The sequence below is a fragment of the Marinimicrobium agarilyticum DSM 16975 genome (assembly GCF_000423345.1).
GTDB lineage: Bacteria > Pseudomonadota > Gammaproteobacteria > Pseudomonadales > Cellvibrionaceae > Marinimicrobium > Marinimicrobium agarilyticum.
In genome coordinates, this window is sequence record NZ_AUHU01000020.1 from 1 (window position 1) to 12,500 (window position 12,500).

The window sequence follows — 12,500 nt, forward strand, 5'->3', positions numbered from 1 at the left end:
CTTACTCGATGATCTTGGAGACCACGCCAGCGCCTACGGTACGACCGCCTTCACGAACCGCGAAGCGCAGACCTTCTTCCATCGCTACCGGATGAATCAGAGTCACGTTCATCTTCACGTTATCGCCCGGCATAACCATCTCAACGCCTTCAGGCAGCTCACAAGCGCCTGTCACGTCGGTGGTGCGGAAGTAGAACTGCGGACGATAGCCCTTGAAGAACGGCGTGTGACGGCCACCTTCGTCTTTGGACAGCACGTACACTTCGCCTTCGAACTTCGCGTGCGGGGTAACAGAACCCGGCTTCGCCAGAACCTGGCCACGCTCAACTTCGTCACGCTTGGTACCACGCAGCAGAACACCGACGTTCTCACCCGCACGACCTTCGTCCAGCATCTTGCGGAACATCTCAACACCGGTACAAACGGTCTTGGTGGTGTCCTTCAGGCCAACGATTTCCAGCTCTTCGCCCACCTTCACGATGCCGCGCTCGACACGACCAGTCACAACCGTACCGCGACCAGAGATGGAGAACACATCTTCTACCGGCATCAGGAACGGCTGATCAATCGCACGCTCGGGCTCCGGAATGTACTCATCCAGGCACTCAACCAGCTTCTTGACCGCACTGGTGCCCAGCTCGTTGTCATCTTCACCGTTCAGTGCCATCAAGGCAGAACCGGCAATGATCGGCGTGTCGTCGCCCGGGAAGTCGTAGTCGGACAGCAGCTCACGCAGCTCCATCTCGACCAGCTCCAGCATTTCGTTGTATTCCTCGGTGCCTACGCCACCACAGTCTTCCGCCAACAGGTCTGCCTTGTTCAGGAAGACCACAATGAACGGAACACCGACCTGACGGGACAGCAGGATGTGCTCGCGAGTCTGCGGCATCGGGCCGTCAGTCGCGCCACATACCAGAATCGCGCCATCCATCTGTGCCGCACCGGTGATCATGTTCTTCACATAGTCGGCGTGGCCCGGGCAGTCTACGTGGGCGTAGTGACGGGTCGGTGAGTCGTACTCAACGTGAGAAGTCGCGATGGTGATACCACGCTCACGCTCTTCCGGTGCATTGTCGATACCGTCAAAGGCCATGGCTGAACCACTACCCCAGGCTTCGAAGCACACGCGCGTCAGCGCCGCGGTCAGCGTGGTTTTACCGTGGTCAACGTGACCGATGGTGCCCACGTTGATGTGGGGCTTTTTGCGTTCAAATTTTTCCTTCGCCATTGCGAGCGCCTCCTCACAGTCAAGCTATACAGATGGATTAACCATTCCGCGCACTCAGGGCTCTGCCAACGCGACAAAGCGCCACAAGGACAACGGATACTCAGACAAAACTCAACTGCAGAGACAGCATCTCCGCAGTAAAAATGGAGCTGATGAGCAGATTTGAACTGCCGACCTCACCCTTACCAAGGGTGTGCTCTACCAACTGAGCTACATCAGCCTTTAAACCTTTCGACCCAGCAAAGCTTTCGAGCCAAACAAACCAAGTCGCCTCGGGCAACCTGAACACCACCAACCGGATGGAGCGGGCAGCGGGAATCGAACCCGCATCATCAGCTTGGAAGGCTGAGGTTCTACCATTGAACTATGCCCGCAGCTTGGGCCCGCATTCTGCGGCTCACTTGACGCTTTGCCTGCTCTTGCCAGGCTTTTAGCCACCCCTCAGGGAAAGCAGGCTAAAATATGGTGCAGGGGGGAGGATTCGAACCTCCGAAGCTTGCGCGTCAGATTTACAGTCTGATCCCTTTGGCCACTCGGGAACCCCTGCCAAAAAGCAGCCGGCATTGTCCGGCTCAAGCCCCTGACTGTCAACTGAAAATTCAATATTTTCACACAGTTACAGACAAGAACTCAGGTTAAGTGGAGCTGGCGAGAGGAGTCGAACCCCCGACCGGCTGATTACAAGTCAGCTGCTCTACCAACTGAGCTACGCCAGCACTTCACCTGACCACGTCTCAACGTGGAGGCGGGATTCTAGAGAAACTTTTACTCAGACGCAACACCTGAGCAGAAATTTTGTCGGCGCCCCAGCTCGGGAGCAGTGGCAAGCAACTCCTCCCAAAGGCTTTCCGATAAGGCTTCGGCGTCCCTCACAGGCATTGCCAGCCAGATCTCGCGATGAGTCCGCTCTATTTCATGGATGTTGGCGTCGTATCCCATTGCCACCAACTCATCCCGACGAGCGGTGGCGAGCGGTTCGCGACTGAACATTCCAAACGAGATGCCGTTTTCGAGCTCTCCCCGGGGTATCACGTAGCTGTCGATGTCTTTGGCCTGGAGTTCGTGCAGCTTTTGTAAGGCGGCCCGCTGGGACAGCTCGGGAGGCAGGTGCACCCAGTAGCCTAGACCATCGGAAACCTCGAGGGCCCGCCGATCCGCCGAGACGTCCAGCGCTCCAAGTCGCTGCTGAAGCGCGTCTGCCTCCGCAGGTGAGGCAAATGGGCCCAACCACTCGCACAAGGGCCGACTTCCCTCGGACGGGCGGCTCCGCGACGAAGACCGCCCACTCTGCCGCCCGACAGATGCCGTGAGCGCACCCCCTTCGGCTTCGTTAAGAAGCCTCAGAGAGGCTGCCCCCTGAAACGATGGGGCGCGACTCTGCGCAGGCCCCTCCATCTGCGACGGGGAAATCCAGCGTAGAGACAGCAGTAACAGGTTTGCTATTACCAAGACTGCGAATATGGCGCGCATATCCCCTTTACCCCAAAAACTCTAAACACATGTCATTGCCCCTGTTGAGCGCTACCTCCGCCGGTCTCGGCGCAAGCCAATGACAACCCATCCAAAACAATATCCGGCCAGAGCGTGGCCTCAGGAAAGTGAGGGTGAAACCGCTCGGCATCCCCGCCGGCCAGCACAATGGCCGGCGACTGATCGACCAACTGCTCCCGCGCGGTACGAATCAGGCCCAGCCCCATGGCCTCCAGGGCCGAGCTCACCGCCGATGCCGTACTTCTCCCGGGCAACACACCGGAGGCAGGAAAGGGCTCGGTGGCAACGCGAACTCGGGCGGTATCACGAGATAGAGAGCGATGCATCAGCCGCCAACCGGGGCCAATGTAGCCTCCAAGGTGTTGACCAGCGCCGTCAACGAGATCTACCGTCAGAGCGGTGCCGGCCTGAACCAGGATCAGGGGCCGCGCCATTTTGTGCCATGCCGCCAGAAGCGCCACCCAGCGATCCGGTCCAAGGCTGGCAGGGTCGGAATACCCACACCGCACACCGCCTTGCTGGGGCTTGGCCAGCGCAAAGCAGGGCACCAGCTGCCACGTCTTGAGTGTCCAGTCTTTCAGCCATTGCTCGTCTTCAGAGGGACGAACGCTGGCGACAAACAGGGCCGCCGGTCGAGTACAGCGGATCAACGCCGACTGGATTACAGCGCGATCGGAAGCGTCAACCGCTCCGGCGGCCAGAGTAACGGATTCGTTTCTGAGGCGCCATTTAAACCGGGTATTTCCCCAGTCAATTTCCAGAATCATGACACAGCTCTCATTGACAGCTCGCCGCCGTGACAGCGCACCAGCTCTCCATTGACATCCAACCGCAGGGCCCCGGTTTCATCCACACCACGGGCAATGCCCTCCAGCACTCTTGTGCCGGAGCTGAGCCGAACCGGACGACCGGAGAAGGCGTCCCGACCCTGCCACTCTTGGCGCCAATGGGAAAAACCGGTCCGATGATAGTGTGATAACAATGACACCAAGCGCTCTATCAATGAAGCGGCCAAGGCGTTTCGCTCTGGCCACTGACAAGACTCCTGGTCGCAAACGCTACCGAGATCCACCCAAGGCTGTTCAATTTGCTTGGCCGCTTCCGGGGGCATAGCCAGATTCATTCCTACGCCGACCACGACGTGACAAGCTCCCGCGGGATCACCCGCCATTTCCAACAATATGCCGGCCAGCTTCTTCCCGCGCCAAAGCACATCATTGGGCCACTTGAGTGCCAACCCCGTCAGGCCGTGGCGCTCCAGCACCTGGCAAAGCGCCACGCCCACCGCCAGACTCAGCCCCTCCAGTTGCGATGCGCCCCCCTCGAAAGACCAGCCAAGAGAGAGGTACAGGTTGCGTCCGAAGGGGCTAACCCAGGTGCGCCCCCTTCGCCCCCGACCCGCGCTCTGGTGCTCCGCCAGGCAGACATAGCCCGTCCGCCCCTCAGCCGCCCGCTCCAAAGCGCGGCTATTGGTCGAGTCGGTGGTGGTGAGAATATCGAGCGCACTAACGACCGAGAGCGTTTCTGCACTCAGGGCGCTTCTTAGCTTTTGCGGATCGAGCATTTCCAGACCACCAGCAAGGCGATACCCCTTCCCCCGGACCGACTCCAGTTCGAGCCCCAGATCATCGAGCTTACGCAGCTGCTTCCAAACGGCCGCACGGCTGACACCCAGGCATTCGCCCAGCTCATCACCGGAGTGATAGTCACCATCGGCCAGTCGAGCCAGCAGGCGGCTCAGGCTTTGCTCGTCCCGAATCATTTGGCAACCTCATCTCGATAAACGCGACGGTAACGCCCGGCCAGGCTAGTGAGTACTTCATAACCGAGAGCGTCAATACGATGGGAGACCTCGGCCACCGTCAGGCGATGATCCAACACTTGGATCCAGGCGGATTCTGCCGGTGAGGTCAGCATGGCATCTGTCACGTCAAAAATGGTCGTATCCATGGAAATACGACCGACCACCGGCACCCGAGTCTCTCCCAGGTACCCCTGGCCACCCACTCTCCCGATGGTTCGATTCAAGCCGTCCGCATACCCACCCGCCACAATCGCCAACTGCCGCCCGGCGGGCACCTTGGTCGTCGCCCCGTAGCCGACGGCAGCCTCGCTTCGCAGCTCCCGCCACTGCAGTACGGGCAGCGCCAGTTGAACGACCGGATGCATCCTGGGCTCCCTTCCCAAATGAGGGTCAAATCCGTATAGGGATGCACCGGGGCGGGCCATATCAAAATGCCAATCACGCCCCAGAAAAATGCCGGAAGAATTGGCCAGACTGCACCGTACGCCCGGCAACAGCGCTCGCGCCTGGACCGCAATCACCGCGAAACGTCGCTGCTGCTCTCGATTCATGGGATGTCCCCACTCGTCGGCACAGGCGAGATGGCTCATCACAACGCTGGGGTGACAGGCTCGTAGGCGGTCGGGAGCCGCCCTCAACTGCTCCCAGTCGTAAAGGCTCAACCCCAGGCGGGTCATGCCTGTATCAACCTTGATGACGGAGGGTGCTTTTGTATCGGCCTGCTGACACACCTTCGCCCAACGATCAATCGCGGCCAGGCTGTATAGAACGGGTACCAGCCCCGCATTGAGACACTCAGACTCCTCACCCGGTCTCACGCCGCCAAGGATGTACAGATGAGTGTCCTCGGGCAAATAGCTTCGTGCAGCCAGGGCTTCCTCGAGGGTGGCGAAAAAAAATTCACGACAGCCAGCCCGATACAAGCTGTTGCCGACCGGCTCGGCGCCTAAACCATAGGCATCAGCCTTGAGAACGGCGGCGGGCCGCTCGGAGAGATGCTGACAGACAGTGCGCCAATTGGCGCGAACGGCCGCCAAATCGATGGTCAGCAGGCCGGTTGCGGTGCTCATAAGCTCATCACTCAATACGGTCGGTGAGGAGCGCATCTAAGCAAACCTGGAGAGGAAAATCCAGATGGCACCGTCCCTGGTGCACTTTCAGCGCTACTGTGACGCTTCGGAGGGAAAGCGATGCAACGTATAAAAGGCGCTCATGGGCACAGTGGCGTGATCCCGCTGAAGTACCTCTGAATCCATCACCAAGTGGTAGACCCGGGCGGTTTGCTGCGGGTGTACCTTTGGCACCTCCGTAGTCGACAACGTCACATAGAGCACTTGTCGGGCCTCATCCAGCGTCATTTCTGAAACGGCCTCGTCTCTCACCGCCAGGCGCTCCGAACCATAATCCGGGGCGTCCCGATAGGTCCAGGAGGACAACGATAAGGCCTCCTGCAAGGAGGTCTCTGACACCATTGAAGGCAGCGGTCGAGTAAAGTGCACCTCGAAACCAGAGTCGGTTGCGACCATGCGCTCAATAGCCAAAGGCGCCCGTTCTCCCGTCCAAACAATTCGTTGCAAGCTGGCGACATGGCCGCCCTTGGCCTGCCAGCCTCGACCGGTTTGGCCGAGCAGAAGGCTTCCGTCCGGCAGAAAAACCGGCCGCATTGCACCCGACGCCAAATCCCGGGCAAAGGGCATGGCCGCGCCCTGGATGGTGCCGTCTGGCAAGGTCTCAAGCGCCACCCGAAACAGATTGGACTGGGTTTGATCCCCAATCAGCATTTGCCCGGCAAAAGGCCCAAACTGCCCTTCGGTAAGATCCCACACCGGGTGTCCGGGAGAGTTGGCCAGGAGATTCTGGGGCATGAGCAGACGCTCCTGCGCGCGCTCCTCCCACACGTTTTCCCATTCAATTTCGGGAGAGTCCGGGGTCATGCCCGGCATGTCTACCAAGCTGGACGGATGGCCGTAGAAAGCATCCTTCTTCAAAACGAACAGCTTGGAGGTGCCGACAAATTCGCCCTGGTTCTCGGTTATCCAGATCTCTCCGTCCGGCCCGCGAGTCCATCCAGCGGCGCTTCGAAGGCCACTCGCCCAGGGAGTCGCCTCTCCATCTGTTGTGACTCGAAAAGCCCAACCGCTAAAACCACCCTGGCTTCCCATATAAAGGCCATCCGCCTTGTAGACCGCCTCATCGGTGTGAGCCAGGTTGAGGCCAAAATAATAGGCGCCGTCCTTGCCTTTGACCGGACCATGAAGGTATGTGTGGTAGTTGCTATGGTAGCCGAAACCGTCAAACAACGTCTCAAAACGATCCGCCCGTCCATCCCCGTTGGTGTCCCGCACGCGGGTAAGCTCGGCCTTCTGACCCACTACCAAGTCGAGACCTTTCTTGTCCTCGATCACAACGCCCAGGCTGTCGAACATACCCTCGGCAAACAATTGCCACTGACCATCGACAATACGCCATATGCCCGCATTGCGGGTGGCCACGACGATGGTACCGTCCTCCGCCACCGCGATACCCAAAGCCTCGAACAACAAATCCCGACCATAGTTATCCTTGGGCGGCAGGTAATCCTCAATGGTATAGCCGTTTAGCAGTGCCGCCTCCGATGGCACAACTTTGAGCGGCTGTGTTTCGTAACCAAAATCCGTTTCCGGCGGCCGCCAGGGATTCTCAGAGAGCTCCAGCTGGGCAGTCAGAGTCGCCGGCATGGTGGTGGCCTTCGGAAGCGTCCATATGCCGTCCTCGACTTTACCCACTGATACCCTTAGTGCATTGAGTACATCGGTGGCCAACTGAAAAGACTGAGGAGCATCAAGCTCACCATCGACCGTCATCGTGAGCGTGCCGTCAGTGCCAATGTCTGTCGCAACCTGGAGTTGATTCGAACCGACCCGGAAATGAAAGGCCGGAACGCTCCGGGCTTTTTGGGAGTTAAGTGTGTAACCCTCGAATCGGGCATCAATCGCCGCGAGCTTTTCGAGGTGGTCCTGCTCGGAGTAAAGCGAGGCCCGTATGGTCTCAAAATCCTGAAAGACGGCCTCTTTGAAGGAGAAGTCGACCACTTCCCCACTGGGTAAAAGCGGAGCAAAGAGTACCTTCGCATCACCGAAGTCAATTTCGCGGCTGTTGTACCCCATGTTCAGGCCGGCACCGCCGCGGTTTGTCAACTCCCCAGACATATCCAGGAAGCCGCCCTGCCAAAGCTTCACCACACCAAGAACCCGTGGATCAAAACTGTAATTCACACCATTAGGCAGCCCGACATGGACCGCCCGCCCAGAGGTGTCGGGCATGGGACCGCGTTGGATCTCAACGTTATCCAATACCAGTTTTTGCAGACCGTCCGTCAAAGGATCATAGGCAACCGGCCCGCCCTCTTCCACCAGATGCACAACCGGGCCCTGATTCTGCAGGGGGTTCAACGTTTTGAGGTAAGCGCCGATGGCATCCAGCTCGCTGTCGCTCAGAGTATCTTTGGAGTACGCGGGCATGATGGGCTGAAAAACCTGACCTTTCTTCGCGCCCTGCTCCCCAATCGCAAGCTCACTATCAGGCATACGGACACTGCTGTGTAGATAGCTCCGATCCGCCTTTAACGTGAAACGTGTATCGGACTCGCCCTGCTTCACCACTCGATCCCGGGGCTCCCGCTGAAACAGGCCGTAGAGGTTCGGACCGGCCCGAACCGAAGCTTCGCCCTGATTGATCGCGTGGCAGGAGGTGCACCCCAGGGATTTGAATCTCTTCTCTCCGAGATCGACAAAATCCTGGAGAGATTCTTCATTCGTATCACCACCGGACTCTGTCGGCAGTGCGATGTTTTCGAAGTCGGCGTGCGCCAACTGTAGATCGCGGATAGCGACGCTCCCCCCATGTAAACGCAGCATGAGAGGGCCGGATGTTGTCTCCCAGGCGTTGATGGCACCTTGGGTGAAGCCGGTCGCAATCGTATTGCGCTGGACCAGCTCACCGTTGATCCGCACTTCCAGAAGCAACGCAGACTCCACTTTCTGCCCCGCCTCGTTGTAACGTGGCGCCCGGAAGCGAGCACTCACTGTCTGCCATTCACCGGCAGATTTGCCCGCACGAGACATGGGAATAACGCCCGCATACGCTTTAGGGTCCCTGCTTTCATCCCAGCGCGGCGCCAAGGCACCCATGGAGTCAACCGTCAAGGCTTGGTCAGTTGCTTTGGATGGCCTCAGCACGATTTCATAACGCCCCTGAAGATACAATCCAGCGCGCGCGTCCTCAGAGAATAAAATCTCGAAACTCAGCACCGAATCGCCAAAGGACTCCTTCGTCACAAGCGGCTCAGCATCGGGTTCAACCGACACAAGCAGTGTATTTTCCGGCGATTCCGCGCTCACCACTTCAAGCGAATCGCTGTCGGATACCACGACCACTTTACTGGTCGATTGCCAGCCGGAAGCGTCAGAAAAATACGTTGCGGGGGCTTGGGCATGAGACATCGCCGAAAGACCAGCCACAGACAACGCCACTAAGGCGTATCGACCGAACCTAGCTATTATTTTTTTGCGCATGTTTTACCTCAATCAAGCGGCGACTGCCTTGTTTGATAATATGTCGTGCTCGCGGCGCGACAAAAAGCCCCGGTGTGTGCGACAACCGGGGCGAAGTGCCCTGCTTGGGGGAGCTGACCTCTAAAAACGTTACAACTCGCGCACCCAAATATTGCGGAAGCTCACTGCCGCATCATGATCCTGCAAGTGGATCGGCGCACACCCGTGAGCCTCATCGTAGCTCGGTTCGCCAATCCACTCGGTGGCTCCCTGAATTTCCACATGGTTCTGGACCAGTACGCCGTTGTGAAGGACCGTGACGTAAGCAGGTGTCTGCAGAGCGCCGGACTCCGCAAACTCCGGCGCCTGATAAATAATGTCATAGGTCTGCCAGTCACCCGGCGGGCGAGTAGCGTTGACCAGAGGAATATGCTGCTTGTAGATGGAAGCCGCTTGGCCGTTGGGGTAGGTTTTGTTGTTGTACGAGTCCAGCACCTGCACCTCATACCGTCCCTGTAGGAACACGCCACTATTGCCACGATTCTGGCCATCCATCCCCTCGATATCCGACGGAGCACGCCATTCCAGATGGAGCTGAATGTCACAGAAATCACGCTTGGTACGAATGCCGCCCGTTTTTCGCGCTACGGTCATCGCCCCTTCATCCAGTATCCAGGTCGGCTCGCCGCCACTCTCGCCTTCCCATTCACTCAAATCCGTGCCATCAAACAATACGATGGCATCCGAAGGCGCACCATCCGCAGGCGCTTCAACCTTTCGTGGAACGGGCTCCCAGACTTCAGTCTTCTGAGCCTGCTGCCAGGGCTCGAGAGCTTTCCCAGTTGGGCTCTCTGTGGTATCTGCCTGGCAGCCAAGGGTCAACAGACTTCCAAGAATCAAGGTGGACAGTGAACAAGTCAGATTGGGTTTTTGCATCTTATTGGCTCTCTTATCATTTAACTGGAACAACCTGATGGCGAGTTCTGCGAACTCAACCGAATACTTTGCCATCAATGGAAATTTACGGTGCCAGATGTCGAATTTATAACATATAAAAATAGTTTTATCTACTAAATCGACCCGGCAGACCAATGCCATAGTGTAGCAATTTTAAGGGGAAGTAAGAGATAAGGGGTGGGGACGGGGATTTTTCTGCGCACAAGAAAAACGCCCTGCAGAGCTAACTACAGGGCGTTTTAATTTAAGAGCTTGAGTCGAAGGCAGGATGCCGAAGACGACGCCCGAAGGGGCGCCCCGCAGGGGGTGGGCCACACGGATGTGGCCCATCACCATGACCGCAGGGCATCGGCAAGCGCCTCGAACTTGTGCGGGCCCCATAAAAAAATACCCCGAACCATTGCTGATTCGGGGTATTTCACTTTAAGAGCTTGACGATGACCTACTCTCACATGGGGAGACCCCACACTACCATCGGCGCTAAGTCGTTTCACTTCTGAGTTCGGAATGGGATCAGGTGGTTCCAACTCGCTATGATCGTCAAGCAAACTGGCTTGGGCTCGAAGGTTTTATCGCCATTCGGCGTACCTTGATCGACCCAAATAGGGGGTGAAACAGTAAGTTATACATTGCAACGATTGTCTACCTCACACAAACGTCCGGCTGTGCAGTCGTCTCTGTTATATGGTCAAGCCTCACGGGCAATTAGTACTGGTTAGCTCAACGCCTCGCGGCGCTTCCACACCCAGCCTATCAACCTGGTCGTCTTCCAGGGCCCTTAAGGGAGCTCGAAGCTCCAGGGAGATCTCATCTTGAAGGAGGCTTCCCGCTTAGATGCTTTCAGCGGTTATCCCGTCCGAACGTAGCTACCGGGCAATGCCATTGGCATGACAACCCGAACACCAGAGGTTCGTTCATTCCGGTCCTCTCGTACTAGGAACAACTCTTCTCAAATCTCCAACGCCCACGGCAGATAGGGACCGAACTGTCTCACGACGTTCTAAACCCAGCTCGCGTACCACTTTAAATGGCGAACAGCCATACCCTTGGGACCGGCTTCAGCCCCAGGATGTGATGAGCCGACATCGAGGTGCCAAACACCGCCGTCGATGTGAACTCTTGGGCGGTATCAGCCTGTTATCCCCGGAGTACCTTTTATCCGTTGAGCGATGGCCCTTCCATACAGAACCACCGGATCACTATGACCTACTTTCGTACCTGCTCGACGTGTCTGTCTCGCAGTTAAGCTGGCTTGTGCCATTACACTAACCTCCTGATTTCCGACCAGGATTAGCCAACCTTCGTGCTCCTCCGTTACGCTTTGGGAGGAGACCGCCCCAGTCAAACTACCCACCATACACTGTCCGCGATCCCGATAAGGGACCGGCGTTAGAACCCCAAACATACCAGGGTGGTATTTCAAGGGTGGCTCCACGCTAACTGGCGTTAGCGCTTCAAAGCCTCCCACCTATCCTACACAAATAGGCTCAGAGTTCAGTGTAAAGCTATAGTAAAGGTTCACGGGGTCTTTCCGTCTAGCCGCGGGTACACTGCATCTTAACAGCGATTTCAATTTCACTGAGTCTCGGGTGGAGACAGCGTGGCCATCGTTACGCCATTCGTGCAGGTCGGAACTTACCCGACAAGGAATTTCGCTACCTTAGGACCGTTATAGTTACGGCCGCCGTTTACCGGGGCTTCAATCAAGAGCTTCGCCGAAGCTAACCCCATCATTTAACCTTCCGGCACCGGGCAGGCGTCATACCCTATACTTCCACTTACGTGTTCGCAGAGTACTATGTTTTTAATAAACAGTCGCAGCCACCTGGTCACTTCGGCTGCCAACAGCTTACGGGGCAAGCCCTTCACCGTCGGCAGCGTACCTTCTCCCGAAGTTACGGTACCATTTTGCCTAGTTCCTTCACCCGAGTTCTCTCAAGCGCCTTGGTATTCTCTACCTGACCACCTGTGTCGGTTTCGAGTACGGTTTCTCTTTACCTGAAGCTTAGAAGCTTTTCTTGGAAGCATGGCATCAACCACTTCGCGCCCTAAAAAGGGTGCTCGTCGTCAGTTCTCGGCCTTAAGATCCCGGATTTACCTAAGATCTCAGCCTACAACCTTAAACGCGGACAACCAACGCCGCGCTGGCCTAGCCTTCTCCGTCCCTCCATCGCAGTAAAGAGAAGTACAGGAATGTTAACCTGTTTCCCATCGATTACGCCTTTCGGCCTCACCTTAGGGGCCGACTAACCCTGTCCCGATTAGCGTTGGACAGGAACCCTTGGTCTTCCGGCGTGGGAGTTTTTCACTCCCATTATCGTTACTCATGTCAGCATTCGCACTTCTGATACCTCCAGCAAGCCTCTCGACTCACCTTCGCAGGCGTACAGAACGCTCCCCTACCATGCAACAAGTTGCATCCGCAGCTTCGGTTACCAGTTTGAGCCCCGTTACATCTTCCGCGCAGGCCGACTCGACTAGTGAGCTA

General features: G+C 57.3%; 7 protein-coding genes, 4 tRNA genes and 2 rRNA genes (1 of these 13 running past the window's edge). All 13 read right to left on the minus strand.

The window, feature by feature from the left end; all coding sequences use genetic code 11:
- Position 1 precedes the first annotated feature (1 nt).
- The gene (tuf, locus tag G547_RS0115675) at positions 2-1,228 is read right to left on the minus strand and encodes an elongation factor Tu (protein WP_027330669.1); all 1,227 of its coding nucleotides are present in this window, start codon (positions 1,226-1,228) and stop codon (positions 2-4) included.
- Positions 1,229-1,372: 144 nt separating this feature from the next.
- Positions 1,373-1,448: transfer RNA gene (locus G547_RS0115680), tRNA-Thr, on the minus strand.
- 80 nt (positions 1,449-1,528) lie between these two features.
- Positions 1,529-1,602: transfer RNA gene (locus G547_RS0115685), tRNA-Gly, on the minus strand.
- Positions 1,603-1,691: 89 nt separating this feature from the next.
- Positions 1,692-1,775, minus strand: a tRNA-Tyr gene (locus G547_RS0115690).
- A 93-nt stretch (positions 1,776-1,868) separates the two neighbouring features.
- Positions 1,869-1,944: transfer RNA gene (locus G547_RS0115695), tRNA-Thr, on the minus strand.
- 49 nt (positions 1,945-1,993) lie between these two features.
- Positions 1,994-2,467 carry an SPOR domain-containing protein gene (locus G547_RS21780; RefSeq protein ID WP_157209907.1) on the minus strand — a complete coding sequence of 158 codons (474 nt, stop codon included), beginning with the start codon at positions 2,465-2,467 and terminating at the stop codon, positions 1,994-1,996.
- Positions 2,468-2,730: 263 nt separating this feature from the next.
- The gene (locus G547_RS22810; protein WP_051235595.1) at positions 2,731-3,486 is read right to left on the minus strand and encodes a type III pantothenate kinase; all 756 of its coding nucleotides are present in this window, start codon (positions 3,484-3,486) and stop codon (positions 2,731-2,733) included.
- A complete protein-coding gene (gene birA, locus G547_RS0115710; protein WP_027330670.1) occupies positions 3,483-4,481 on the minus strand; it encodes a bifunctional biotin--[acetyl-CoA-carboxylase] ligase/biotin operon repressor BirA in 999 nt (332 codons plus the stop codon). The genes G547_RS22810 and birA overlap by 4 nt, the downstream gene beginning before the upstream one ends.
- On the minus strand, positions 4,478-5,593 hold the full coding sequence (alr, locus tag G547_RS0115715; protein ID WP_036189094.1) for an alanine racemase: 1,116 nt from the start codon (positions 5,591-5,593) through the stop codon (positions 4,478-4,480). The genes birA and alr overlap by 4 nt, the downstream gene beginning before the upstream one ends.
- 93 nt (positions 5,594-5,686) lie before the next feature.
- Positions 5,687-9,004 carry a 3-keto-alpha-glucoside-1,2-lyase-like domain-containing protein gene (locus G547_RS0115720; protein ID WP_169449463.1) on the minus strand — a complete coding sequence of 1,106 codons (3,318 nt, stop codon included), beginning with the start codon at positions 9,002-9,004 and terminating at the stop codon, positions 5,687-5,689.
- A 201-nt stretch (positions 9,005-9,205) separates the two neighbouring features.
- Positions 9,206-9,991, minus strand: a complete 786-nt coding sequence (locus G547_RS0115725) for a 3-keto-disaccharide hydrolase (protein ID WP_051235597.1) — start codon at positions 9,989-9,991, stop codon at positions 9,206-9,208.
- Between the two features lie 450 nt (positions 9,992-10,441).
- Positions 10,442-10,557 (minus strand): 5S ribosomal RNA (gene rrf / locus G547_RS0115730).
- 139 nt (positions 10,558-10,696) lie between these two features.
- A 23S ribosomal RNA gene (locus tag G547_RS0115735) occupies positions 10,697-12,500 on the minus strand; it runs 1,084 nt beyond the window's last position.